The organism is Micromonospora sp. NPDC047527, assembly GCF_040643015.1.
GTDB lineage: Bacteria > Actinomycetota > Actinomycetes > Mycobacteriales > Micromonosporaceae > Micromonospora.
In genome coordinates, this window is record NZ_JBEYTK010000002.1 from 91334 (window position 1) to 115724 (window position 24391).

31 protein-coding genes are annotated in these 24391 nt (G+C 72.6%); 19 read left to right on the forward strand and 12 right to left on the reverse strand.

Annotated elements, in window-relative coordinates:
- Positions 1-38: 38 nt before the first annotated feature.
- From ABZ808_RS09185 to ABZ808_RS09205, 5 genes are read left to right on the forward strand one after another with little or no spacing between them, the layout of a single operon-like run.
- Positions 39-374, forward strand: a complete 336-nt coding sequence (locus tag ABZ808_RS09185) for a rhodanese-like domain-containing protein (protein ID WP_053652311.1) — start codon at positions 39-41, stop codon at positions 372-374.
- 10 nt (positions 375-384) lie between these two features.
- Positions 385-1173, forward strand: a complete 789-nt coding sequence (locus tag ABZ808_RS09190; RefSeq protein ID WP_357003022.1) for a glycerophosphodiester phosphodiesterase family protein — start codon at positions 385-387, stop codon at positions 1171-1173.
- 52 nt (positions 1174-1225) lie between these two features.
- Complete coding sequence (locus tag ABZ808_RS09195) at positions 1226-2680, forward strand: ATP-binding protein (protein WP_357003024.1); 1455 nt, start codon at positions 1226-1228, stop codon at positions 2678-2680.
- Between the two features lie 55 nt (positions 2681-2735).
- Positions 2736-3152 (forward strand): ATP-binding protein, encoded by a 417-nt coding sequence (locus tag ABZ808_RS09200; RefSeq protein ID WP_357004776.1) that lies wholly within the window; start codon positions 2736-2738, stop codon positions 3150-3152.
- 60 nt (positions 3153-3212) lie between these two features.
- Positions 3213-4100: a DUF5926 family protein gene (locus ABZ808_RS09205; RefSeq protein WP_357003026.1), complete on the forward strand. Its 888-nt coding sequence runs from the start codon at positions 3213-3215 to the stop codon at positions 4098-4100.
- A 15-nt stretch (positions 4101-4115) separates the two neighbouring features.
- Here the strand turns inward: ABZ808_RS09205 and ABZ808_RS09210 are convergent, their stop codons facing one another.
- Positions 4116-5345: an arginine deiminase gene (locus ABZ808_RS09210; protein ID WP_357003028.1), complete on the reverse strand. Its 1230-nt coding sequence runs from the start codon at positions 5343-5345 to the stop codon at positions 4116-4118.
- Between the two features lie 163 nt (positions 5346-5508).
- Between ABZ808_RS09210 and ABZ808_RS09215 the strand changes: the two genes are divergently transcribed.
- The 5 genes from ABZ808_RS09215 (at position 5509) to pheA (ending at position 8989) form a co-directional block, all read left to right on the forward strand.
- Positions 5509-6249: a hypothetical protein gene (locus ABZ808_RS09215; protein WP_357003030.1), complete on the forward strand. Its 741-nt coding sequence runs from the start codon at positions 5509-5511 to the stop codon at positions 6247-6249.
- A 166-nt stretch (positions 6250-6415) separates the two neighbouring features.
- A complete protein-coding gene (locus ABZ808_RS09220) occupies positions 6416-6874 on the forward strand; it encodes a hypothetical protein (protein WP_357003032.1) in 459 nt (152 codons plus the stop codon).
- Between the two features lie 75 nt (positions 6875-6949).
- The gene (locus tag ABZ808_RS09225; RefSeq protein ID WP_357003034.1) at positions 6950-7339 is read left to right on the forward strand and encodes an ACT domain-containing protein; all 390 of its coding nucleotides are present in this window, start codon (positions 6950-6952) and stop codon (positions 7337-7339) included.
- A gap of 131 nt (positions 7340-7470) precedes the next feature.
- Positions 7471-8022: a hypothetical protein gene (locus ABZ808_RS09230; RefSeq protein ID WP_357004779.1), complete on the forward strand. Its 552-nt coding sequence runs from the start codon at positions 7471-7473 to the stop codon at positions 8020-8022.
- A gap of 10 nt (positions 8023-8032) precedes the next feature.
- A complete protein-coding gene (pheA, locus tag ABZ808_RS09235) occupies positions 8033-8989 on the forward strand; it encodes a prephenate dehydratase (protein ID WP_357003036.1) in 957 nt (318 codons plus the stop codon).
- Between the two features lie 45 nt (positions 8990-9034).
- On the opposite strand, the gene ABZ808_RS09240 is transcribed toward pheA, so the two are convergent.
- From ABZ808_RS09240 to ABZ808_RS09250, 3 genes are all read right to left on the reverse strand, one after another.
- Positions 9035-9754, reverse strand: a complete 720-nt coding sequence (locus ABZ808_RS09240; protein WP_357003038.1) for an AIM24 family protein — start codon at positions 9752-9754, stop codon at positions 9035-9037.
- A gap of 108 nt (positions 9755-9862) precedes the next feature.
- Complete coding sequence (locus ABZ808_RS09245; RefSeq protein WP_357003040.1) at positions 9863-10210, reverse strand: metallopeptidase family protein; 348 nt, start codon at positions 10208-10210, stop codon at positions 9863-9865.
- A gap of 150 nt (positions 10211-10360) precedes the next feature.
- A complete protein-coding gene (locus tag ABZ808_RS09250; protein ID WP_357003042.1) occupies positions 10361-10792 on the reverse strand; it encodes an OsmC family protein in 432 nt (143 codons plus the stop codon).
- Between the two features lie 173 nt (positions 10793-10965).
- On the opposite strand from ABZ808_RS09250, the gene ABZ808_RS09255 reads away from it, so the two are divergent.
- The 3 genes from ABZ808_RS09255 to ABZ808_RS09265 all read left to right on the forward strand — a co-directional run bounded on the left by ABZ808_RS09255 (position 10966) and on the right by ABZ808_RS09265 (position 13625).
- Positions 10966-11712, forward strand: coding sequence for a hypothetical protein (locus ABZ808_RS09255; protein WP_357003044.1), 747 nt, complete (start codon positions 10966-10968; stop codon positions 11710-11712).
- Between the two features lie 279 nt (positions 11713-11991).
- Positions 11992-12813: an HAD family hydrolase gene (locus ABZ808_RS09260; RefSeq protein WP_357003046.1), complete on the forward strand. Its 822-nt coding sequence runs from the start codon at positions 11992-11994 to the stop codon at positions 12811-12813.
- Positions 12813-13625 carry an HAD family hydrolase gene (locus ABZ808_RS09265; RefSeq protein WP_357003048.1) on the forward strand — a complete coding sequence of 271 codons (813 nt, stop codon included), beginning with the start codon at positions 12813-12815 and terminating at the stop codon, positions 13623-13625. The genes ABZ808_RS09260 and ABZ808_RS09265 overlap by 1 nt, the downstream gene beginning before the upstream one ends.
- 7 nt (positions 13626-13632) lie before the next feature.
- Here the strand turns inward: ABZ808_RS09265 and ABZ808_RS09270 are convergent, their stop codons facing one another.
- Positions 13633-14235: a bacterial proteasome activator family protein gene (locus ABZ808_RS09270; RefSeq protein WP_357003050.1), complete on the reverse strand. Its 603-nt coding sequence runs from the start codon at positions 14233-14235 to the stop codon at positions 13633-13635.
- A gap of 84 nt (positions 14236-14319) precedes the next feature.
- Between ABZ808_RS09270 and ABZ808_RS09275 the strand changes: the two genes are divergently transcribed.
- Positions 14320-15117, forward strand: coding sequence for an alpha/beta hydrolase (locus tag ABZ808_RS09275; protein ID WP_357003052.1), 798 nt, complete (start codon positions 14320-14322; stop codon positions 15115-15117).
- An 81-nt stretch (positions 15118-15198) separates the two neighbouring features.
- Complete coding sequence (locus tag ABZ808_RS09280) at positions 15199-16386, forward strand: ABC transporter substrate-binding protein (protein WP_357003054.1); 1188 nt, start codon at positions 15199-15201, stop codon at positions 16384-16386.
- Between the two features lie 76 nt (positions 16387-16462).
- Here ABZ808_RS09280 and ddaH read toward each other — a convergent pair whose 3' ends face one another.
- Entirely contained in the window at positions 16463-17296 is an 834-nt protein-coding gene (gene ddaH / locus ABZ808_RS09285) for a dimethylargininase (RefSeq protein WP_357003056.1), read from the reverse strand.
- Positions 17297-17355: 59 nt separating this feature from the next.
- Between ddaH and ABZ808_RS09290 the strand changes: the two genes are divergently transcribed.
- Both ABZ808_RS09290 and ABZ808_RS09295 read left to right on the forward strand, forming a co-directional pair.
- Complete coding sequence (locus tag ABZ808_RS09290) at positions 17356-17814, forward strand: Lrp/AsnC family transcriptional regulator (protein ID WP_074315467.1); 459 nt, start codon at positions 17356-17358, stop codon at positions 17812-17814.
- Positions 17815-17890: 76 nt separating this feature from the next.
- Positions 17891-18847 (forward strand): zinc-binding dehydrogenase, encoded by a 957-nt coding sequence (locus ABZ808_RS09295; protein ID WP_357003058.1) that lies wholly within the window; start codon positions 17891-17893, stop codon positions 18845-18847.
- Between the two features lie 6 nt (positions 18848-18853).
- On the opposite strand, the gene ABZ808_RS09300 is transcribed toward ABZ808_RS09295, so the two are convergent.
- The 3 genes from ABZ808_RS09300 to ABZ808_RS09310 form a co-directional block, all read right to left on the reverse strand.
- Positions 18854-19915: a hypothetical protein gene (locus ABZ808_RS09300; RefSeq protein WP_357003060.1), complete on the reverse strand. Its 1062-nt coding sequence runs from the start codon at positions 19913-19915 to the stop codon at positions 18854-18856.
- Positions 19916-20055: 140 nt separating this feature from the next.
- Entirely contained in the window at positions 20056-20340 is a 285-nt protein-coding gene (locus ABZ808_RS09305; protein WP_357003062.1) for a DUF6457 domain-containing protein, read from the reverse strand.
- A complete protein-coding gene (locus tag ABZ808_RS09310; RefSeq protein ID WP_357003064.1) occupies positions 20337-20969 on the reverse strand; it encodes an NTP transferase domain-containing protein in 633 nt (210 codons plus the stop codon). Before ABZ808_RS09310 ends, ABZ808_RS09305 begins: the two co-directional genes overlap by 4 nt.
- 102 nt (positions 20970-21071) lie before the next feature.
- On the opposite strand from ABZ808_RS09310, the gene fdhD reads away from it, so the two are divergent.
- Positions 21072-21926: a formate dehydrogenase accessory sulfurtransferase FdhD gene (fdhD, locus tag ABZ808_RS09315; protein WP_357003066.1), complete on the forward strand. Its 855-nt coding sequence runs from the start codon at positions 21072-21074 to the stop codon at positions 21924-21926.
- Here fdhD and ABZ808_RS09320 read toward each other — a convergent pair.
- A complete protein-coding gene (locus ABZ808_RS09320; protein ID WP_357003068.1) occupies positions 21916-22629 on the reverse strand; it encodes a GAP family protein in 714 nt (237 codons plus the stop codon). The genes fdhD and ABZ808_RS09320 overlap by 11 nt on opposite strands.
- A gap of 194 nt (positions 22630-22823) precedes the next feature.
- The gene (locus tag ABZ808_RS09325; RefSeq protein WP_357003070.1) at positions 22824-23000 is read right to left on the reverse strand and encodes a hypothetical protein; all 177 of its coding nucleotides are present in this window, start codon (positions 22998-23000) and stop codon (positions 22824-22826) included.
- Between the two features lie 71 nt (positions 23001-23071).
- Here ABZ808_RS09325 and ABZ808_RS09330 point away from each other — a divergent pair, with 71 nt between their 5' ends.
- Entirely contained in the window at positions 23072-23275 is a 204-nt protein-coding gene (locus ABZ808_RS09330; RefSeq protein ID WP_357003072.1) for a DUF397 domain-containing protein, read from the forward strand.
- A 35-nt stretch (positions 23276-23310) separates the two neighbouring features.
- Here the strand turns inward: ABZ808_RS09330 and ABZ808_RS09335 are convergent, their stop codons facing one another.
- Positions 23311-24357, reverse strand: a complete 1047-nt coding sequence (locus tag ABZ808_RS09335; RefSeq protein ID WP_357003074.1) for a DUF4192 domain-containing protein — start codon at positions 24355-24357, stop codon at positions 23311-23313.
- Positions 24358-24391: the final 34 nt, after the last annotated feature.

Genomic DNA, 24391 nt, shown 5'->3' on the forward strand with positions numbered 1-24391 from the left:
GCACCGAACCGGCCGGCGAGGATCTAGTGTTGCTTCCTGTGTTCGGACCCCAGGTTCCCACCGTGCCCGTGACCGAGATCGCCGATGACACCTACCTGCTCGACGTGCGGGAGGATGACGAATGGGCGGCGGGCCACGCGCCCAACGCCCACCACCTGCCGATGATGGAACTGCCGGCCCGCCTCGCCGAGGTGCCCACCGACCGGGATGTGGCGGTCGTCTGCCGCTCCGGCGGTCGCTCCGCCCAGGTCGTCGCCTACCTGGTCAACAACGGCTGGGACAGGGTGCGCAACGCCGACGGCGGAATGCGCCAGTGGGCCGCCGTCGGCCGCCCGGTGGTCGACGGAAACGGACAGCCCGGCCAGGTCATCTGAGGCCGTCGACATGGGCGGGCCTCTGGTCTTCGCGCACCGCGGCGCGTCGTACGACCTTCCGGAGCACACCCTCGCCGCCTATCTGCGCGCCCTCGACGAGGGCGCCGACGGGCTGGAGTGCGACGTCCGGCTGACCCGGGACGGGCACCTGGTCTGCGTCCACGACCGGCGTCTGGACCGCACCAGCAACGGCCGGGGTCTGGTCAGCGCGCGTACGCTCGCCGAACTGGAGGCGCTCGACTTCGGCTCCTGGCATCCGGGCAGCGCGCCGAGCGGTGACCTGCCGCCGGACGAGTCGCACACCCGGCTGCTGACCCTGACTCGGCTGCTCGACGCGGTGCTGGCCGCCGGGCGGCCGGTCCGGCTGCTCGTGGAGACCAAACACCCGTCCCGCTACGGCTCGAACGTGGAACGGCGGCTGGTCGCCCTGCTGCGGGCGTACGGGCTGGCCGACCCGACGCCGGACGACCCGGTGCAGGTCACCGTGATGTCGTTCTCCCCGCTGGCGGTCCGACGGGTCCGGGAGTTGGCCCCGACGCTGCCCACGGTGCTGCTGCTGGAGGTGCTGCCGCGCTGGTGGCCGGCGGGTCGGCTGCCGTTCGGCGCCCGCATCGCCGGGCCGGGCATCGGCCTGGTCCGTGCCCGCCCGCAGCTGCTGCCCGCGCTGCGCGCCGCCGGCAACCAGGTGTACGTCTGGACGGTCAACGACCCTGCCGACCTGGAGCTGGTGCTGGCCGCCGAGGTGGACGGGATCATCACCGACCGACCGGCGCACGCTCTCGCCCGACGGGACCGTTGATCGGCATCGACAGGGGGTGCCGGAAGTCGGGTCGCCGGTGCAGACTCGGCACATGCCGGAGCGTATCGATTTCCCCGCTCTCATCGCCGGCCATACTGTCGTCATCGAGATGATCAATTCTGGGGACGCGGGGCTGCCGGTCCTCACCCAGTTGCTCCGGGCAGCCCAGCCGGCGCTCGGCGCGACAGGTATGGCGTTCGTCGAGTTCGGCCCGACCGGTGGCCGGGTGATCGCGGCGACCGGCGCGGCGGAGTGGGCCCTCGGTCGCCCGCTGGCGGCGGACGACCCGGACACCGTCTGCCTGCTCTCCGGGCCGCGCGTGCGCCAGGTCCACGTGGACGACCTCAACGGCAAGCTCGCCGGCGAGTTGGCCGGCAGCGGGCTACGCCGGATGGTGGTGTCCCGGGCCGAGATCGGCGGGCACACCGTCGGCAGCCTGCACGCCTTCTACCCGGGCGAGGACGAGCCGGGCGACGAGCAGCAGGGGGTGGTGACCTACCTCGCCTCGTGCGTCGGGCACATGTACGGCGACCAGAGCGGCCTGCCGGTGCACGGCGACGGGCCGGTGGTGGCGGCGCTCGCCGACGGGCTGGCCGTGGTCGACCGCGAGGGGCACGTCCGGCTCTGGAACCCGGCCGCCGTCCAGGTCACCGGTCAGACAGCCGAACAGGCGCTGAACCGCCCGCTGCCGATGCCGATGCCGCCCTCCGGCCAGGTCCGCGACCACCGGCTGCCGGACGGCCGCTGGCTGCGGATCACCTCCGGCGAGTTGCCCGGCCCTGGCTCGCTGCGGGTGGTCACCTTCCGCGACATCACCGACCAGCAGCGCCGCGATCACGACCGGGACCTGTTCGTCGCGGTGACCAGCCACGAGCTGCGCACCCCGGTCACGGTGATCAAGGGGTACGCGGACACTCTCACCGACCACTGGGATTCGCTGAACGACGCCGAACGCCGGCAGGCCGCCCGGGTGATCGGGCAGCGCGCCAACGAGCTGGCCCGGCTGGTCGACCGGCTGCTGTCCTCGGCCGCCGAGACCGGCCCGGGCGACGACCCGCCCAGCCCGTTCGATCTCGGTGAGGCACTGCGGACCGCCGTCGTCGACCTGCCGGCGGAGCTGCGCCGTCGACTGGAGCTGCGCCTCCCCGCCGACCTGCCCAAGGCGCTCGGCCACCGGCCCAGCCTGACCACCGTGCTGACCGAGCTGGTGACCAACGCGGGCAAGTACTCGCCTCCGGGCTCCCCCATCGAGATCACTGCCGGGGTCGACGGTCAGCTCGTCGGGTTCCGGGTCAGCGACCGGGGCATCGGCATTCGGCCCGAGCACGTGGAGCGGGCCTTCGACCGGTTCTGGCAGGGCGAGTCCGGCGACCGGCGCGGCTACCCGGGCGCGGGGCTCGGCCTCTATCTCGTCCGCCGAATCGTTGAACAGCAGAATGGATGGGTATCCCTACGTCCGAGGACCGACGGCGGTACGGTCGCAGAGGTGCGGCTGCCGCGCGGTTGACCGGCGGCGGCGCGACGTGGAGGCGACGGTGGCAGTGAGGGATCGGGCGTGGTGCGTGGTGGTTCCCCACCACCCCGCTGGCGCACGGCTGGCCCGGCACCGGCTGGCCGACGATCTCGCGGACGTCGTACCCCCGACGCTTCTCGCGGACCTGATCGCGGTGCTCGCCGAGCTGGTGGGCAACTCGGTGCGACACGCCCAGCCGCTGCCCGGCGGCGTGGTCCGGGTGGCCTGGCGGTTGCGGCCCTCGGCTGAGGGCCCACGGATCCAGCTGCGGGTGACCGACGGTGGCGCGAGCACCGGGCCACGGATCCGGACGGCCGATCCGGACGCCGCCGACGGGCGCGGACTGCACATCGTGGCCGGGCTGGCCACCCGCTGGGGCGTCGAGCGCGACGGCATGGGTCAGCGCGTGTGGGCGGAGTTCGACCCGACCGCGACGACCCGCTCCGACCTGGTGACGGCGGGCTGAACGACCGCGCGGGTGGGTCCGGCCCACGACGGGGCCACCGGGCCTCTAGGCTGTGACGCCGTGAGCAAGCGTCGAAAGAGCCAGCGCGCCGCCGTCGACACCGCCCCCCGAAAGGACAAGGTGCGGGACATCTTCGTGCCGCGACCGTTCGAAGGGCTGGTTGACGAGCCCGAGTGGATCGCGCTGCGTGAGCTGGTGCCCGCCGCGTCCGCGCCGCTGAGGCTGGCGCCCGCCGTCGTCGAGGAGTTCGGGGACCGGCCGGTCACGCTGGCCACGGTGCTGCCGATGGCCGCACCGGCGGTGAGCAAACCGGACGGCCGCGTGCTCATCGGTCTGCAGCGTCACCAGCAGTCCGGCGACGTCTCCCGCGACCTGGCCGACGCGCTGCTCTGCGCGCTGCGGGCCGAGCCGGGCGGCCAGGTGGCCGTACCGCCGCTGCCCGGCCCCGGCCCCCGACTCCAGGACATCCTGGTGGACGGTCCACTGGAGATCAGCATGCACGACGGGTTCGAGTTCTGGCTCGACCCCGGTGCGGCGGACGACCCGACGGTCCAGGCGTCGCTGGAGCGGGCGAACGCCGCCATCTACCCGACGGTGCGGCTGACCGCGGCGAAGGCCGCGTACTGGTGCCAGGTCCCGGAGAAGGCACACGTGCGCTGGGTGCTGCCGGAGGACGAGGACGCCGCCCTGGACGCGCTGGCCCGGCTCGGCGCGGCCGGCACGTTGACGCTCGGCGAGCAGACCAAGTTCGCCGGCATGTTCCGCGCGCACGGTCGGCTGGTGCCGGTCTGGGACCTGCCGGAGCAGACTCCGGCGGCCGACTGGGAGGACCCGGTCGCGCAGTTCGCCAAGCGGTACGCGGAGGCGCTCACCGCCACCGACCCGCTCGACGCCGCCGGCCGGCGGGCCCGCCAGGGGCTGCTCGGTCGCCAGCTCACCCTCCGCTGACGTCAGGGCCGCCCACTAGCCGTCCACCAGGTGCCCTTCCCTCAGCGGGTCGCGGACCATCGGGCAGGACATGCAGCGTGGGCCGCCCCGACCGGAGCCCAACTCTGAGCCCGCGATCGGGATGACCTCGATGCCGGCCCGCTCCAACTGCGCGTTGGTCGCGGTGTTGCGTTCGTAGCCGACGCAGAGCCGGGGCGCCAGGGCGAGGGTGTTGTTGCCGTCGTCCCACTGCTCGCGTTCGGCGGTGACCGGGTCCAGCCCGGTGTCGATGACCCGGAGCTGGTCGAGGTCCATCGCGTCGGCGGCGGCCCGCAGGAAGGGCGCGGGGCCGTCCACCCGCGGGTCCTCGCCGTCGGCGCCGGCGATCACCGTGTACGCCGACAGCGTGCTGGCGATGTTGGGGTACATCAGCACGGCGTCCACGTCGACCATCGTGCAGACGGTGTCCAGGTGCATGGTGGCGCGCTCCTGGGCGATCGGCACCACCAGGATGGTGTGGGCCAGCCCGGCGGCGAAGACCTGCCGGCCGAGGCGTTCCGCGCCGGCCGGTGTGGTCCGCTCGCCCACCCCGACCGCGAGCACGCCCGGGGCGAGCAGCAAAACGTCCCCGCCCTCCAGGTGTTCGAGGTGGGGACGGTACACGAACTCGGTGCCGGCGAAGCGTGGATGGTAGCGGTAGATGGCGTCGGTCAGGGTGGTTTCCCGCCGGCGGGCCGGCATGGCCAGGCTTGTGACACCGACCCGGTCGCCGATCCACAGCGACGAGTCCCGGGTGAACAGCAGGTTCGGCAGCGGGTCGATGACGAAGTCGTGCCGGTCCATCAGGGTGTAGACCAACCCGCCCGGCCGCTCCGAACTGATCCGCAGCTCCTCGTGGGCGAGCCCGGCGATGAGCACGTCGGCCAGCGCGGCCGGGTCCAGGTAGGCGAGGTGGTCGGCGACCCGGGCGCGCAGGGTGTCGCCGAGTCGGCGGGAACGCAGCACCTGCTCGGTGAGTTCGGCCCGGGCGTCGGCGACGGCCAGCGTCTCGGCCAGCAGTGCGGCCAGGTAGAGCACCTCGACGCCGCGCTCGCGCAGCGCGGCGGCGAACGCGTCGTGCTCCTCCTGGGCGCGGCCCACCCAGGGGATCGCGTCGAACAGGAGCGAGTCGTTGTTGCGCGGGGTGAGCCGGGCCAGTTCCGGGCCGGGTCGGTGCAGGAGCACGGTGCCGAGCCGGCCGACTTCACTGTCGACGTAGTGGGTCACCCCCGCAGCGTAGGGCAGGGTTTAGCGGCATCCGAGAAAAGAACTGTGGATGAATATGGCATTCATCCGTAGTCACTCCGGCGTTCCTGCTTGCCGAACACCGGGAGTAGCAACGTAGGGTAGTGAGGACATAACTTCGAGGGACCTTTTGCCGGAGGTCGCGATGACTGTCTTTCCCGCACGACGAGCCGTACCGACCGCCCGGGCACTGCCGCCCGTCGCGGTGCCCCACCCCCGCGTCGAGTCGCCGGGGGTTCTCGAACCGATCCGTCCGACACCGCTCGCCTGGGCTCGGCGCCGCCGTGCCGAGCGGGGAGCCCGTCGGCTGGAGGCGGCCGGAGCGCGGGCACTCGGCCAGCTCGACCACCTCGGGCCGGCCTGGCACGTCATCGAGTGGCCCCGCACCGACATGGCGGACGCCGTGCTCGACCGCCCTCAGGACGAGCGCGCCGGGTTCCTCGCCATCGGGCCGAGCGGCCTGTTCGCGGTGACCATCGCCGACCACGGCCGCGCCCGGGTGCTCGTCGCCGGGGACGTGGTGCAGATCAACGGCAAGCGGCCGCCGTACGTGGCCGAGGCCCGTCGGGACGCCAAGCGGGCCAGCAAGGCCCTCAGCGACGCGGTGGGGCTGACCATTCCGGTGTCGCCGGTGCTGACCTTCGTGGGCTCCGGCGTGATCAGCGTCTACGGCCTTCCGAAGGACTGTCTGATGGCCACCCACCGGGAGCTGGACCGGCTCCTCGTGGCCGGTGGCAGTCGGATCAGCCCCGCCACGGCCGAGAAGCTGTCCCGGGTCGCCCAGCACCCCGGCACCTGGCTGAAGGGCACGTACCGTCCAGCAGCCGACTACCGGTGGTACGACGAGGGCCGAACGGCCGCTGACAAGCCGGCCCACCACCGGTAACGTCACCGGCGACGCCACGCGGCCCCGGTTCCCCGCCCCCCACCGGCTCCCGCGCCGTCACCGACCGCCCCGGCTCAGGCCGCGCGGCCCGGTGACCCGGTGCGCTCGGTGGTCCCGTCGGTGACCGGCTAGCGTGGACAGTCCGTCGGTGTACATAGGAGGCTCGGTGGCCCACGTCGAACTCTCACTCTCGGAAGTGTTCGTGCCAACGGCGCGGGCCTCGACAGAGCTGGGGTCCGACAACTTCGGTCAGTGGTCCTCGACGGTCTGCCGGGCCGACGAGCCGTGTCTGCTGATCGACGCTGACACCCTTGTGGTGGCCATCTCCACGGCCGGCTGCGAGCTGCTCTGCCTGGGCGAGCCGGCCGGCCTGATCGGGCGGCCACTGCTCGACGGCGGTCTGCGCCTGCTCGACTTCACCGCCAACCGGGGTGAGCTGACCGAGGCCGAGATCGACAAGATCCCTCCCCTGCTGGCGCTCTCCTCCGGCCGGCTCGCCCGTGGGCTGCTCCGGGTGCAGGCCGCCTCGGCGAACAGCTCCGACGCGACGGTCGACGCGATCTCCACCCCGGTGCACGCCAACGGTGCCGTGGCGGGGTCACTCACCTTCTTCTCCGAGGTCTGACCTGCGGCGGAGTGTGGCGTTCGCCGCACGTGGCAATGTCGGCGTGAGCCCACACCGACGCCGTAAGGTGCCCTCATGCTCGATATCGCTCTGCTGCCGGGGGAGTACGCCGTGTGCCGGTTGGCCGCCGGCACCGCCCTGCCGTACGCGCTGTCGAGCGAGTTGGGCCGCGCCGACGTGGTCTCCGTGAGCTGGACCGCCGACGGGATGTCGGTGATCTGCCCGAGCGACCGCGCTCCGGCGAAGGCCGTGGTGGAGACCTCCTGGCGCTGCCTGAAGGTCGCCGGCCCGGTGGGGGTGGCCACCACGGGAACGCTTGCGGCACTTGTCGGGCCGCTCGCCGAGGCTCGGGTCAGCGTGGTCACGTTCTCCACCTTCGACACCGACTACCTGCTGGTGCCGACCGTCCGGCTGACCGAGGGCGCGGCCGCTCTGGAGCGCGCCGGGCACCGAGTCCTCGGCTGAGCTTCACCCGGCCGGCCGCTCGCCCTACGATGGGCTCGGCCACCCCCGGCCGCGACGAGCTTCCCCGATGTCCCGAGGATCGGCCCGTGCCGTTCACCCCGTTCCGCCGCCCGTCTCCCCCACCACGGGCGATGGCCGCCGCGCCCGTCCCGGCGGCGGCCCGTACGCCGGTCCTGCTGACCCTTCTCGCGATCGTGGCGCTTACCGGCTGCGGAGCCCCACCCGAACTGCGGCAACCTGCCGGGGTGCCGCAACCCACCGGCACGCCGACGGCACCCGGGCCGACCGGCGCCCCGACGGGATCGCCCACCGCCGTGCCGAGCGCCCCGCCGGTCGGCGCCCCGTCGGCCACCCCCGACGCCGACCTGGTCGCCACGGCCTGCCGAAACGGGCCGACCGGGCAGCAGGTGGTGCGGCTTCTGCGCGGCCGGGCCGCCGTCCTCCCGGACAACGTTCAGGTCAAGGTCCGCACCGGGCCGCTCTGTGCCACCGACTGGCAGTACACCGTGGTGGAGGTGACCGGGCACGAGGAACTCCAGGTCGTCACCCGGGGTCGACCCACCGCCCTCGAACTGGTCACCGCCGGCACCGACGTGTGCACCATCGAGGTCCGAGCCTCCGGGCCAGCCGGGATCCGTGCCCTCGCCTGCGATGCTGGTCCGCCACTCAGACCGGGTGCGTAGGCTGGTCGACATGCCCGGAACACCGCCCACGCGCTTCGTCTACCTCGGCCCGGAGGGCACCTTCGCCGAACAGGCCCTGCGCATGATCCCCGCCGCCGAACGCGGCAGCCGTACGCCCGCCCGCAGTGTCGGGGAGGCGCTGGACGGCGTCCGGGCCGGGGACGCCGATGCCGCGCTGGTGCCGCTGGAGAACTCGATCGGCGGGGCGGTCGGCGTCACGCTCGACGAGATCGTCGAGGGTGACCCGCTGGTGATCACCCGTGAGGTGATCCTGCCGGTGGAGTTCGTGCTCGGCGCACGGTCGGGCAGTTCGTTGACGTCGATCCGCACGGTCGCGGCGCATCCGCAGGCGTCCACGCAGTGCCGGGGCTGGCTACGCGACCACCTGCCCGACGCGGTGGTGGTCGACGTGCTCTCCAACGGCGCGGCGGCTGCCGGCGCCGGTTCGGGGGAGTTCGACGCGGCGATCTGCGCCCCGATCGGGGCGGCCCGGCACCGCCTCGCGGTGCTCGCCGACAAGATCGCCGACCACCCCGACGCGGTGACCCGGTTCGTGCTGGTCTCCCGGCCCGGCCCACCCCCGCCGTCGACCGGCGACGACCTCACCTCACTGGCCGTCTACATCGCCCACGACCGGGTCGGTGCGCTGCTGACGGTGCTGATGGAGTTGGCCGTCCGCGGGGTCAACCTGACCCGCATCGAGTCCCGGCCGACCGGCGAGGCGCTGGGCCGGTACGTCTTCTTCCTGGACTGCACCGGGCACGTGGCCGACGTGCGGCTGGGTGAGGCGTTGCAGGGGCTGCGCCGGGTCTGCGCCGAGGTCCGCTTCCTGGGCTCCTATCCCCGACACCGGTGGGCCGAGTCGGCGGGCGAGTTGCCCGTTCCGGCACCGGCGGGCCTCTCCGACGTCGACTACGCCGACGCGGCGGCCTGGCTGGCCCGACTGCGCACCGGCGAGTTGGCCTGAGCGGGGCGGGGCGCCCCCGGGGTCGGGGGCGCCCGCGGCTCCGCGTCAGCTCAGCAGACCACCGAGCAGACCGCCCTCCTGCTGCTGCTGACCGCTGCCCATGACCGGCGGCTCCTCGGACGGCTGCACCACCACGAAGCCGTGACCAGCGAAGCTCATCGTGTACGCCTCGCCGGTGCGCCGCCCCAGCAGCGTGCCGAGACCGAGTTGCTCGGCGCGGTGGTAGCCGGTCTGGAGGCTGGCCGACCAGCAGACCGCCGCCTGCGGGTCGACGTACGTCGGGGCGTCCACGTTGAGCACCACCGGGGTGCCCCTGGTGGTGATGGCGATCCGGCCGTACCCGCTGAACACGCAGTTGAACAGGCCGGACGCGGCCATCCCGGCGCCGCCGACCATCCTGATGTCGTACTGGAGGGTCGAGTCGAAGGCGAGCACGCTGGAGCCGTTGATGGAGAGGGCATCGCCCGGCTCCAGGTCGATGATGTGCACGTCCTTGGCCAACTCGGCGAGGAAGACGTCACCCTGGCCGGTGACCCTCATCAGCGGGACGCCCTCGCCGGTGAGCTTCTGCTTGAGGAACTTGCCGAGCCCGCCCGAGCCCAGCGCCTGGAACTGCACGTTCCCCTGGTAGGCGACCATCGACCCGACCCGGGCCATCGCCTCACCGTTGAGCTCGATCTTCAACATCTTGGAGTTCTGCAGGCGCATGCCGGCCTGGGGGGATTCCTTCTCCAGGTTCTCGGCGGAGAACAGCTCGCTGCGCATGGAAGGTGCCTCCTGAATGGGTCGCGTTCGCTGCGTCGACGGTAAGCGACCGCGACAAGCACGAGCCATCGGTCGAGCGGCGTGCCGCCGTTGGGCAGCAGCGCAGGCTCAGCCCCAGCCCAACGCGTGCAACCGCGCGTCGTCGATGCCGAAGTGGTGGGCGATCTCGTGGACCACCGTGATCGCCACCTCGTCGACGACGTCATCGTCGTTGTCGCAGATCCGCAGGATCGGGCGGCGGTAGATGAAGATCCGGTCCGGCAGCACGCCGGAGTAGTCCCAACCCCGGTTGGTGAGCGCGTGCCCCTCGTAGAGGCCGAGCAGGTCGGGCTCACTGGGAGGCGGATCGTCCTCGACCAGGATCACCACGTTGCTCATCAGACCGAGCAGTTCCCCGGGGACCTCGTCGAGAGCGTCACCGACCAACTCCTCGAACCGCTCTCGGGTCATCTCCACCGGCACGCCACCATTGTGCCCGATGCCCGACCGATCGGCCCGGTCACGCCGCAGGGCCGTGATCGAGGTCCGCGCGTGCGCGGAGGGAGCGGCCGCCCGGGACCGGGCGGTGGCTCCCTCCGTGCACGTACGGCGTGTGGGTCCGCTGGCTCAGGAGGCCAGGCGAGCGGTGAGGGTGATCTCGGCGCCCGGCGAGAGCAGGCGGGAGATCGGGCAGTTGGCCTTGGCGGCCTCGGCGAGCTTCTGGAACTCCGCCTCGTCGACCCCGGGCACCTGGCCGACGGTCTCCAGGTCGATCCGGGTCACGGTCATCCCGGCGTCGGTCTTGTCCAGGTGGACCTTCGCGGTGGTCTCGACCGAGGTCGGCGTCGAGCCGGAGTCGGCGAGCGCCTTCGAGAACGCCATCGAGAAGCAGCCGGCGTGCGCGGCGGCGATCAGCTCCTCGGGGTTGGTGCCCTCGCCCTCCTCGAAGCGTGACTTGAAGGAGTAGTTGCCGGAGAGGCCGCCCTTACCGGTGCGGACCGTGCCGACGCCCTCGGTGAGATTGCCCTGCCATTGTGCTGAAGCGGTACGGATAGGCATGAGGAGAACGCTAGCGGATAGGTGACCGCCGAGCGACCGACCGGCACCGACGCCCACCCTGCGATCCCCGTCACCCCATCGACGACCCGGCGTGGGCGGCGTCGGAGGGGGCAACAATCACGCGCTCTGTGCCATGATTCGACGCAGGCCCGTGACCGGCGGAGGGATGGCCGATGTCCGAGGAGCTGCCGATCCCCCGGCAGGGCGACCCGCCCGACGGGCCGACCGTGATCGAGTGGGGCGGCGACGACGAGCCCACCGAGCGCCGGCGCTTCGGTCTGTCCCTGGCCGGCTTCACCCAGGACCCTCGGCTGCCCGTGCTGCTCGCCGGGCTCGGAGCGGTTGCCGGGGTCGCCTCGCTGGTCGGCGAGTGGCTGGTGATGACCCTGCCCAACAGCGGGCCGGTCGGCACCAGCACGATCGACGTTCCGGCCGGGGTGTCCGACATCGGCGGTTTCGGGATCGGCTACCTGGTCGGCCTGCTCGGCCTGGTCTGCGCCGTGGTGCTGGCGCTGCGGGGCACCGCGGCCGTCCGGCCGAACGCCCGGCTGCTGGGGCTCACCCTCGCCGCAGCCCTGCTGGCGCTGCTGATCGCCGCGACGGCGACGCTCAACGACAGTGGTCAGCGGACCTACTTCTACGCACCCCAGGACGGTTTCCGGGTCGAGTACGGCCGTGGCCTGGTGATGGCGTTCGTCGCCTGCGTGCTGCTCGGCGCGGCCCTGCGGCTGGCGTCGACCGCCGCCGCCGGCACCCAGCCGGGGTCGGCGGGGGACGACCACCCCGACGACGGGGCACCGGGGCGCGGCTGGCGTCGCCGCCGGGACCGGGCCTCGGCCCAGGAGGACGGCCTGCCCGCGCCGGCCGACCTGACCGTCACCTCGGCGGCCCCGTTCACGCACCCCCAACCCCCGGCCTGAGCGCCGCCGCGCCGGTCGCCCCAGCGTTGCACCCGCAGCGGCCGGTAGGGCGAAGAATTGCGCGGCGCCGGCCCTGAGGGGCCCGGATCGGCGGTCGCGCCCACACCGCCTGACCTGCGTTGTCGGCGACCCCGGCGGTACGCGGCCCGTTGGCGCCCGATTCGCCTGGAAGCCATGGTTGCGCCCCGTTGGGCGAGGTACGGTTGCTGCCCGCCGTCACGCCGGGTCTCGACCAGGGCCGCACGGCAGGCTGCGACGGCGGCGGGCGAAGGAGGAGCGATGACCCGCCCGGGACTGCCCAAGCTGATCGCGACCGACCTCGACGGCACGCTGGTTCGCAGCGATGAGACCGTCTCCGCGTACACCCATGGGGTGCTGGACCGGGTGCGGGCCGCCGGAATTCCGGTGGTCGGCGCGACCGGACGCGGCCCCCGGTTGACCGAGTTGACCCGCAACGACATCCGGGCCGCCGACTTCCTGGTGATGGCCGGCGGCGGCCGGGTCGTCGACCAGAGCGACCCGGCCGGCCCGGTGGTGCTCCGCGACGAGCGACTGGCCGGCGAGGTGCTGGCCCAACTGCTCGCCGACCTGGAGGCCGAGGTCGGTCCGCTGACCGTCATGGTCGAGGCGTCCGACGAGCACGACGCCCCGCTCTGGGGCGACTACCACGCGAGCTGGCCCTACCAGGACCGGTTCGAGGAGCGCACCCGCGCCGAATGCCTCTCCTGCGACGTGCTCAAGGCGTTCGCGCGAACCGCCGACCACCACGTGGACGAACTGCTCGCGGTGGCCCGCCAGATCATCCCGCCGCAGGTCGCCACGCTCACCCAGGCCGGGCTCGGCTTCATCGAGATCTGCCCGCCCGGCGTGGACAAGGCGACCGGGCTGACCGCGGTGGCGCAGACCCTCGGGGTCGACCCGGGTGACGTGCTGGTCTTCGGGGACATGCCCAACGACCTGCCGATGTTCGAGTGGGCCGGCTGGTCCCGGGTGGCGGTGGCCAACGCGCATCCCGCCGTGCGCGCCATCGCTGACGAGGTGACCCTGCGCAACGACGACGACGGGGTGGCGGTTTATCTGGACCGACTACTGTCCCGGTGATGGGAGAGACCCCTCGGTTGATCGCCACCGACATAGACGGCACGTTGATCCGCGACGACCACACGGTCAGCCCCCGCACCGCCGGGGTGCTGGCCCGGATCGTCGAGCAGGGCACGCCGGTCGTGCTGGTCACCGGCCGTCCGGTCCGCTGGCTCAAGATGGTGTACGAGCAACTGGCCGCGCCGCTGCCGGCGGTCTGCGCCAACGGTGCCGTGGTCTACGACCCGGTACGCGACGAGGTGCTGCGGGCCGACCCGCTCGCCCCGCAGCACCTGGCCGAGGTGGCCGAGCGGCTGCGCGCCGAGGTGCCCGGGATCGCCTTCGCGGTGGAGGTCGAGGACAGCCGTGAGATGCGCCACGAGGAGCTGTACCCGCTGCGCTGGGACGCCGACGACAACAAGATCCGGCCGATCGAGACGCCGGAAGAGTTGCTCTCTGTGCCGGCGGTGAAGCTGCTCGCCCGGGCTGGCGAGCAGGACCCGGACGCGTTCGCCGAGCTGATCGCCACAGCGGTGGCGGGGCTCGCCGAGGCGACGCACTCGTCATCGTCCGGGCTGGTGGAGATCTCCGCGGCCGGGGTGACCAAGGCGGCCGGGCTCGACTGGTACTGCGACCGGCTCGGCGTGGCCGCGGCGGACGTCGTGGCCTTCGGTGACATGCCCAACGACGTGCCCATGTTGACCTGGGCCGGGCGCGGCGTGGCGGTGGCCAACGCGCACCGCGCCGTCCTGGCGGTCGCCGACGAGGTGACGGCGGCGAACTCCGAGGACGGCGTGGCCGCGTACCTGGAGAAGGTTTTCGGGGTGGGCTGAGCGGCCGTCAGAGGTACTGGCCGGTGTTGTGCCCCTCGCCGCCGCCCGGCTGGCCCATGCCCGGCATCCCGGGCACCATCCCGCCGGGGCCGCTGGGCAGCGCCTGCCGGCCGCCGCGCATCTGCTCCAGCTGCACCCGGGCGGCCATCTGCTGGGCGACCAGGGCGGCCTGGATGCCGTGGAACAGCCCCTCCAGCCAGCCGACGAGTTGGGCGTGCGCGATGCGCAGCTCACCCTCGCTCGGGGCCTTGTCCTCCGTGAAGGGCAGCGAGATCCGCTCCAACTCGTCGCGCAACTCGGGGGCGAGGCCGTCCTTGAGCTCGACGATGGAGCGCTCGTGGATCTCCCGCATCCGGTGTCGGCTGGCGTCGTCCAGGGGAGCCGCCCGGACCTCCTCCAGCAACTGCTTGATCATGCTGCCGATCCGCATCACCTTGGCCGGCTGTTCGACCAGGCGGGTCGGGTCTTCGCCCTGCCCCTCCTCGGTCTGCACCGTGCCGATCGGCCGACCGTCCGCGCCGACCACCACCACCGTGCCGGAGTGGCCGGAGTCGTCGGAGCCGGGATCGTCGTTCTGTCCAGCGGAGCGCGCGTCGGTCATGGGGTCCATTTTTACCCAGTGGGCGCGACCCATGCCGCTCGGGACCGACTCCCGGGGCCGAACCACCCGGCCGGGACGCGCTAACGTGCCGCCATGCCTGCCGACCCACGTGACGTGCTGACCCGGCCCGCTCCCGAGCCGGACCGGACCGTGGCCTACGGCGATCACCCGGACCAGGTGGCCGACCTTCGGCGGCCGGCCGGGACCGGCCCGGCCCGGCCGCTGGTCATCGTGGTGCACGGCGGCTTCTGGCGGGCCGAGTACGACCGGGGGCACACCGGGCCGCTCGCCGCCGCGCTCGCCGCCGAGGGGTATCCGGTCGCGCAACTGGAGTACCGGCGCACCGGGCAGCCGGGCGGCGGTTGGCCGGGCACGTTGACCGACGCGCTGACCGGGATCGCGGCGCTGCCGGAGTTGGCCGCCGAGGCACTGCCGGGCCGGGTGAGCGATGCCGCCCCGATCCTGATCGGTCACTCCGCCGGTGGCCACCTCGCGCTGTACGTGGCGGCGACCGCGCCGTCGACGGTGGGTGCGGTGCTGGCCCTGGCCCCGGTGGCCGACCTGGTCGAGGCGTACCGGTGGGACCTGGATTCGGGCGCGGTGACCGCGCTGCTGGGCGGCGGCCCGGCGGAGGTTCCGGACCGGTACGCGGCGAGCGATCCTCGATTGTTGGTACCCACGCGAACACGGACAGTAGTTATGCACGGGTCGGTGGATCTGCAGGTTCCGGTGGCGATGAGCCGGGACTTTGTCGTGGCGGCCCATGCCGCAGGGTCCGATATCTCCCTTGTCGAGCTGCCCGGATGCGAGCATTTCGGGCTGATCGACCCGGAATCAGCAGCGTGGCCAAGGGTCCTCGATGCATTGCGGTCCCTGCACGATGATCAATAGCCATTGACGCAGCGTCGCGGAGCAGGTAGAACGCCCGGAGGGGCGTGTTCTGCCCTGCAACGCTCTCGGGGAAGGAACTCGGTGTCGCAGATGAATCGCAGGCGGGCGCTCCAACTGTTGGCCGCGCTCGGTACGACCGGATTCGCCGCCGCGTGCGGCTCCGACACCGACGACCAGTCGACCACCAATCGGCGCCCGATCAAGATCGGTCTGATCGTACCGAAGGGTGGCGGCGTCAAATCTATCGGCGACGACATCACCAACGGCTTCCAACTCTTCCTCGACCTGCACAGCAACCGACTGGGCGGGCATCCGGTGGAGCTCCTGACCGCCGACGAGGGCGAGACCGCCAAGAGCGGCAAGGCCGCCGTCGACCAACTGCTCCAGCAGAACGTACTGGCGCTCACCGGAGTGGTCAGCTCGTCGGTGATGGTCGGCATCCGCGACACCGTGGAGGAGGCCCGGGTCCCGCTCATCGGCTCGAACGCCTCGCCGAGCAGTCTGCAGAGCGTCGTCTACATCTGGCGCACGTCGTACGTGCTGGACGAGGCCGGCCGGGCGCTGGGCCGCTACCTGCGCGACCAACTGCCGACGAACGGCCGAGTGGCGATCATCGTGCCGGAGAACGTGGGCAGCCCCGACGTGGTGCGCGGCTTCCGGCAGGAGTTCGGCGCCTCCGACCCACGAATCGCCGACCCGGTGACCACCACCAACCCGACCTCCAGCCCCAACAAGACCACCTACGTGGCGGACATCGAGAAGGCGCTGGCCAAGAAGCCGACCGCGGTCTTCTGCTTCTTCGCGGGCGCGGCCGCCGTGGAGTTCATCAAGCAGCTGCGCGACCAGTTCTCCGGGCCGGTCTACGCGCCAGGCTTCCTCACCGAGGGCACCGTGCTGGAGAGCCTGGGCCAGGACGCCCTGGGCATCCAGACCGCGCTCAACTACTCGGCCGACCTGAACAGCACGTCGAACCGGGTCTTCGCCTCGGCCTATCGCAAGAAGCACCAGATCACGCCTACCACCTACGCCATGGCGTCGTACGACGCGGCGCAGGTGCTCGACCAGGCCATCCAGCTCACCAACGGGTCGCCCACGCCCCAGCAGGTCAACCTGGCACTGGGCAGGATCGGCCAGATCGACAGCCCGCGCGGGATCTGGCAGTTCAACCAGCCGCGTACCCCGCAGCAGAAGTGGTACCTGCGGGAGGTGCAGCGCGACGGTCAGGCCACGTCGAACGTGCTGATCAACGAGCTGGCCACGCTCGGCTGAGCGCCCACCGGAGCACGATCAGGGGCCGGTCTCCCGTGTGGGAGGCCGGCCCCTGTCGTACGCGGCAGTGTTCGGGTCAGTGCCGCAGTTCGGCGATGCAGCACTTCACGCTGCCGCCGCCCTTCTTCAACTCGGCCAGATCGACCGGGACCGGGTGGTAGCCGGCGGCCTTGAGCTTGCCGGCCAGCCGGGTGGCCTCACTGTTGAGCACCACGTTTGCGCCGTCGCTCACCAGGTTGAGCCCGAACGCCATCGCGTCCTCGTCGTCAGCGATCACCGCCTCCGGGAAGAGTTGGGTGAGCACCCGCTGGCTGGCAGCGGAGAACGCGCCCGGGAAGTAGACGATGTTCGAGTCGTCGATCGCGGCGAGCGCCACGTCCAGGTGGTAGAAGCGGGGGTCGATCAACCGCAGCGACACCACCGGCCGACCCAGCGCCTCCTGCGCCTCAGCGTGCGCCGGGATCTCGGTCCGGAAGCCGTGCCCGGCCAGGACGAGCCCGCCGTGCGCCTCCGGCACGTACGCGAAGTCACCCTCGCCCTCGTTGGTCTCGCTCGGCGCGATGAACCGCCAGCCCTGCGACTCGTAGAAGGCGTGGTGGACGGCAGCCTCGGCGGCCCGCTGCTCATGCTTGAACCGTGCGCCGTACACGCTGCCGTCCACCATGAAGGCGCCGTTGGCGGCGTAGACCATGTCGGGCAGGCCCGGCTCGGCCGTGAGCACGTGCACGTCGTGACCGAGGCCGACCAGCGTCTCGCGCAGGCGGTCCCACTGCTTGACGGCCAGGTCCCGGTCGACCGGGGTGGTCACGTCCATCCACGGATTGATCGCGTACTCGACCGCGAAGTGCTCGGGCGAGCACATGAGATATGTCCGCTTTCGCGAGACTCGCTGCTGGTTCACGGTCACCAAGAGTAGGTACGGTTGAACTTTGGTAACAGCCACAAATATTGCTTCCCAGAGGCGGAACGTTGCAGATAGACGCGGTAGACCAGCGGATCATTGCGTTGCTCGTCGCCGACGCCCGTGCGTCGTACGCCGACATCGGCACCCGGGTGTCACTCTCCGCCCCGGCGGTCAAGCGCCGGGTGGACCGATTGCGCGCCACCGGCGTGATCAGGGGATTCACCGCCGTCGTGGACCCGGCAGCCGTCGGCTGGACCACCGAGGCGTTCGTCGAGCTGTTCTGCGCCGGCCGGACCACCCCGGCGCAGATCGGCGTGGCCGCCCGCCGACACCCGGAGGTGGTCGGCGCGTACACCGTCTCCGGTGAGGCGGACGCGCTGGTGCACCTGCGCGCCGCCGACATCGCCCACCTGGAGGCGGCGTTGGAGCGGCTGCGCGCCGAGTCCTTCGTGACGTCCACCCGCAGCACCATCGTGCTGTCCCGACTGGTCGAATCCCCCGGCGTCGGCCCGTCCACCCGCTGACCTTGACCTCAACCCTGGTTGAGGTGCTGGACTGCCTTCGAGCGGGCGGCGACGCCCGGAACGATCGGGGGATTTCATGCGGGCGATCTGGCTACGGGAGTTCGGCGGCCCCGAGGTGCTGGTGCCCGGCCCGGCGCCCGACCCGACGCCCGGCCCCGGTCAGGTGCTGATCGACGTCGCGCACGCGAACATCACCTTCGTCGAGACGCAGCTACGCTCCGGTCGACCCGGGCCGTTCCAGGTCACCCCGCCGCTGATCCCCGGCAACGGCGTCGGCGGGGTGATCGCCGCCGTCGGCCCGGACGTCGACCCGGCGCTGACCGGGCGCCGGGTCGTCAGCGCCACCGGCGGCTCCGGCGGGTACGCAGAACGGGCGGTGGTGGACGCGGCCGCGCCCTTCGAGGTGCCGGCCGCGCTGGCGCTGGACGACGCGGTGGCCCTGCTGGCCGACGGACGGACCGCCACCCTGCTGGTCGAGGCGGTCCGCGTCCGCCCCGGCGACCGGGTGCTGGTGGAGGCCGCAGCGGGCGGTGTGGGCAGCCTGCTCGTGCAGCTCGCGGCGAGCGCCGGCGCACGGGTGATCGGTGTGGCCGGTGGCGCACGCAAGACAGACCTGCTGCCCGGCCTCGGTGCCGACCTGGCGGTCGACTACCGCCTGCCGGGCTGGGCCGACCAGATCCGGCAGGCGGTGGGCGGGGTCGACGTGGTGTTCGATGGCGTCGGCGGGCCGATCGCCCGGACGGCGTTCGAGCTGCTGGACCCGGGTGGCCGGATGGTCAGCTTCGGGTTGGCCAGCGGCGAGTGGTCCCCGGTGTCGGCGGAGGACGCCGCAGCCCGGCAGATCACGCTGGTCCGATCCGACGTGCCGCCCGCGCGGATGCGGGCGTACACCGATCAGGCGCTGGCGGGCGCGGCGGCCGGCCAGCTACGGCCGCTCATCGGCCAGCGCTTCCCGCTGGAACGCGCCGCGGACGCGCACGCCGCCATCGAGGGGCGCGCGACGGTCGGCAAGACCCTGCTGGACGTGGCCTGAACCCGCTCAGAGGTACATGCCGGTGCGGTGCTCGGAGTCCTCGCGTCGCACCGGCTTGTCGCCCTCGCTGAAGAACCGCTTTCCGCCGAACTCGCCGTGCAACCGGTCGTCCAACTCGTCGGCGAGACCGGTCATCACCTGCACCGCCAGCATCAGGTGGGTCGCCTGGAAGTTGCGGCCGAAGACCGGGATGGACGCCCAGACCGTGTCGTCGGCGCAGTAGAGGCGACCGATCGGCATCCGGTTGGTCAGCTCGGACAGCTTGACGTAGAGCCGCTCGGTGGGCTCGACCTCGGTGAGCACCGGGGAGAAGACATCCACCAGGGGCGGATTGTCGCGCACCCGCACGAAGACCATCGCCGAACCGGCACGGATGTTGATGTCGCCGTCCGAGTCGATCTGCAACCGGTCGGGCTCGGACTTCAGCATGGTGGAGACCACGGTCCGCACACGCTCCGCCAGGTCGAGCATGTCGTCCCGCCCCACCTGCGCGGCGGCCGCCTCGGCCAGCGCCTCCTCCAGGTCACCCTCGACGTCGGCGTCCGGGCCGAACTCGCTGCGCGCGGTGCCCAGCGGCTCCACCGTCAACGGCTCGCCCTCCGCGTCGTGCACGAGGTAGACGAGGAAGGCCGGGTGCGGGGCGCCGTAGACGTCGCGCAGCGTCCGGGACAGCAGCGGGGCGATCCGGGCCGCCTCCGCCGTCGTACCGTCCAGTCCGAACGAGCCGCCGGACCCGGGCACCACCCCGGGTGGGGACCAGCCCAGGGCCACCATGTCCGCCACCGCGGCCCGATCCAACCGGAAGCCCTGCGGCAGGGCGGCGTTGCCGACCGCCCGGGCGGAGAGCCCACCGTCGCCTGTCACGTCGACGCTGATCGAGTAGACGGCGTCCCCCGTACCGGAGGCGGTGGGGTCCAGGGTCAGCTCAAGGTGCGCGCCGGCGGGCAGTTCCCGCAGTCGCACGGCGAGCATTCGGGCGAACTCCCGCCACGCCTCGGTCACCTTGGCCCGCAGGTCGGTGGTGCTGGGTTCGTCGAGCAGGATCGACTCCGGGTGGTCAGCCGTCATGATCGCCTCCGTCCGTCACGATCACCCTACCCACGCCGCCCGAGCGACGACTCAGCCCGGACCGGGATCGGACACCGGTGCGGCCGACCACCGCCGCACGGTCCCGGAGGCAGCCGGCTCCGCGGTCCTGCGCCCGCCGGTCAGGACCCGGCCGGCCCGGCGGGGTCCGCCGCATCGGCGGGATCGGTGCCCAACGCGACAGGCCAGTTGGCGGCGAGGGCACTGAGCCGGGCCGCGGCGTCCGCCGGGTCGGCGCCCTGCCCCACCGCCAGCCCCAGCAGGTACGTGGTGACCGGCGCGCCCGGACGCAGCACCTGGTGGGCGACGTCCCGGGCCAGGTCCAGCACGGCCGGCACCGGCACCTGAGCCGGGTCGAGACCCACCTCGGCACAGGCCGCCGTGACCCAGTCGTCCAGCACCGTCATCGCACCCACTCCTTCGCCCGGCGTACGTCCTCGTCAGTGTCGCAGTCGAACCAGGGTGGTGGGCCGCTGCGCACCCAGGGCACCTCGCGGATCACCAGACCGGCCAGCAGCGCCCGGACCGGAGCGCCGGCCAGGCTGCCATCCCGCTCGGCCGACAGACGGGCCAGCCCGGACCGGAGCGCGGCGACCCGCCACACCCCACAGAGCGACTGCCGCCGCCCGCCGGTGTCGACGAAGCACACCCCGTCGATCTGCTCCGGGCCGCTCTCGACCTCCGACGCGACCAGCCCGGCGGTGAGGTGGGTCAGCAGCTCACCGATCGCGGCACGGGTGAGCAGCGGCAGGTCGGCGGCGAGCAACGCGACCAGAGCCGTGTCCGGGTCGAGCAACGCCAGCCCGGCAGCCGTCGCGGCGACCGGTCCACCGCCGGGCGGATCCTCCCGGGTGACCCGCACCCCGACCGGGACGACATCGGCCGGACCGACCAGGACCCGCGGCGCGGCGTCGGTGACGGCCGCCAGCACCCGGTCCCGCATCGACCGGCCACCGACCGCGAGCGCGGTCTTGTCCACCCCGCCCATCCGCCGGGCGGCCCCACCGGCGAGCACCACGGCGGCGTACGTTCCCATCCGGTCACGGTAGCCGGGTCGGTGCCCGACCGGCAGTAGCTGCCGTGCGGCCGATCGCGGGCAGCCGTGCGGGCGTACCGGCGCGGGGTGCAGGATGACGGGATGGGACGGGCGACTGACCGACGGGGCGTACTCCGGATCGACCTCGACGCGGCGGCCGACGGGCGCGGATCCGTTCGCCGGCCGGACAACCTGGCGGTGGAGGAGCCGTTGGAGATCCGGGTGGGCGCGGCCGGTCCCGGGCGGCGCAAGCCTCTCGCCGTCACGATGCGGACTCCCGGCGACGACCTGGACCTGGCCATCGGGTTCCTGCTGACCGAGGGGCTGATCCGTTCGACCGACGACGTGTTGACCGCCCAGCTCTGTGCCGGCGCGGAGACGCCGAACACGTACAACGTGGTGGACGTGGTGCTCGCCCCCGGCGTGCCGGAACCGACCACCGACCCGTCCCGGAACTTCTACACGACCAGTTCCTGCGGGGTCTGCGGCAAGGCCAGCATCGACGCGATCCGGACCCGGTCGTTGTTCGACGTCGCGGCGGACCCGCTCACCGTGCCGGCCGCCCTCCTGACCGAACTGCCCGACCGGCTGCGCGCCGCCCAGCGGGGCTTCGACCGGACCGGCGGGCTGCACGCGGCGGGACTGTTCACCCCGGCCGGAGACCTGGTGGTGCTCCGGGAGGACGTGGGCCGGCACAACGCGGTGGACAAGGTGATCGGCTGGGCGGTGCGGGAACGCCGGCTGCCACTGACCGGGCACCTGCTGCTGGTGTCCGGCCGGGCCAGCTTCGAGCTGACCCAGAAGGCGTGGATGGCCGGCCTGCCGCTGCTGGCGGCGGTGTCCGCGCCGAGCACCCTCGCCGCCGAGCTGGCCGAGGAGGCGGGCATGACGCTCGTCGGCTTCCTGCGCGGCAACACGATGAACGTCTACGCCCGCCCCGAACGGGTCACAGTCTGATCACCAGCTCGTCGAGCAGCCCCAGCCGGATCACGGCGTCGCGGGCCAGCAGGAAACCGGCGATGCCGAGGATCCAGCCGAGCATGCCGCCGGAGTGCCGCGCGATCCAGGCGTTGAGCCGGACCAGGACCGGCTCGACCAGCCTCGGCCACGCTGTCCGCGCCCCCAACAGCAGCACCGCCGGCACCACCATGACCAGGCAGTAGCCGGCGAGCAGCCCGACGATCTGCGCCGCGCCGAGCCCGGAGGTGGTCAGCAGGCCGACCGCGCCGAGGTACGGCAGCATCGTCGCCACCTCCGCGAGCGCGGCGAGCAGCGCCAACCCCACCAGCCAGCGTGTCGAGGAGTCGCCAGCGGTCACCCGATCCCGCCAGCGCAGCACGCCGCCGCCGCGCGGACGTCGTTTGCCGTCGTAGCGGAAGCTCAATGCGAACAGCCCGACCCCGAGAACGAGCTGCGCCCAGAGCACCGGCCGGTTGTCCAGTGCCCCGCCGAGCACGTCGGCCAGCCGGCTGCCGCCCACGGCCAGCAGCAGCCCGACCCCGAAGTAGAAGACGACGATCGTGCCGAGGTAGACGAGGATCCGCCGGGCGTTGACCGTCCCGGGCGCGAGCAGCAACCAGACCGGGATGAAGAGGGTGCCGATGCTGGTGCTGTCGACAAGTGCCAGGCCGGCGAGCGACAGCAGCAGTCCGACACTCATGTGCGGCATTCATGCGGTGGGGGCATCTGCTGATTCTGCGGCGACGCCACGCCATATGACTCGCCCCGTGGAACGAACGTCCACTACATCCTTCGACGGAGGGCATCGCCGGAGGAACCCGCCCCGGGCGATCGACCTCGGGGGACGAGGGATCAGCGCCGGGGCGGGAGTCAGCGGGTGTTCCGCGGTGGCGGTCATCGGCCGGCCGGCACCGTTACGCGCCGGGGCGACTGGCTGGTCGGGCCGGACGCCAACAGGTCGACCCCTTCGCGGAGCACGAACAGTTCCCGCCTGGCCCGTGCGCTGCCGTCCGGTCCCAGCTCGTACGCCTCGATCCAGGTCCAGCCGTGGTAGGTGTGCCGGTCGGTCAAGCAGTCTGGGATAGCGTGAGGTCGTTAGCGCTTCCGCGAGACCTGACCATCGACCTGATGAGAGCGCGAGCATGGATGACCTGACCGGCGCCCATTGGCGCAAGAGCACCCGCAGCAGCTCGAACGGTGGCAACTGCGTCGAGGTGGCCGACAACCTGCCTGGCGTCGTGCTCGTGCGCGACACGAAGGACCGCGACGGCGGCACGCTGACGTTCGAGCCGGCCGCCTGGGCGGGCTTCGTCGGGCTGGCGAAGAAGATCGGCCCCGTCGGCTAGGGCTCGTGGTAGCACCCACGGTATTACCGCGCGGGTCAGCCGCGGCCACGTCGGCGCCTCTTACGAGGGCGGACCACTCCGGGCATGCCGACCGACGGCCAGCCATCCAACTCGGACGGGGGCACGCCGCGCCGCAGCAGGTCGTCCAGGAGCAGGGCGAGCGAGTAGTCCGGGTTCAGGCTCAGCGTGCGCTCCAGCGCCACCGCTGCCAGCGCACCCTGCCCAGCTCGCCACGCGGCGAACGCCAACAACGCACCTGGCGCGGCGGTCACCTCCGGCTCCGCCCGGCGCAGCACGTCGGTCCAGAGGGCGATGTCCCGATCACGACCGTCGGTGCGTTCCCAGGCGTGGTCGCGGACCGGCAGGTGGGTCAGCAGCAGACACAGCCAGGCCAACTCGTCGTCGTCGAGTCGCTCACCGCGCCGCTGCCGGCGCTGCGCCTCGCGGACCGCCGCCACCCCGGCGGAGCGCACCGCCCGGCCGCCGAGGAGGTCGCTGGCGGGCGCGTGCTCGATCAGGTCGACCAGTCGCTGCTCGGCCCGGGCGGTGGCCGCGCGCAGCGCGTCCCGGGCGGGGCCGTCCACCGGTGACACCTGCGCCACGAGGGCGGCCCGGTCGGGGAGAGCCACCTGACCGGCGAAGACGGCCGACGCGGTGACCGGGTTGGCCGCCGGGTCGTAGCGCCGACCCTCGGGTGGGCAGCAGTCGGCCTCGGTGCAGAGGTAGGACCACCAGCGGCCGTCGGTCACCCGCAGCGCGTCGAGCACCTCCAGGCCGGCACCGGTCAGCGCGGCGCGTACGGCATCCACGCTCGGGGTGACCCGGTCGGGCGGCCCGTAACCCACGACGGTGGCGGCCTCCGCGCCCTGCCGGCGGATCACCCCGGCCAGGTGACGGGCTTGATCGGCCGGATCAGTGGCGGGCTCGGGCAGGTCGGCGCGGGCGGCGAAGATGATCTGTCGCCCGCAGAGCGCCACCGCGACCACGCTGTCGGCGGGGTGGAAACCCAGCAGGTACGGAACGGCGGCGAGCAGGTCGGCGGGCGAGCGGACGGCGAGCTGCGGGCGTTCGGTCGAGGTCATGGGGGCAGCCTGCGGGGCGCTCATCCGGCTGCGC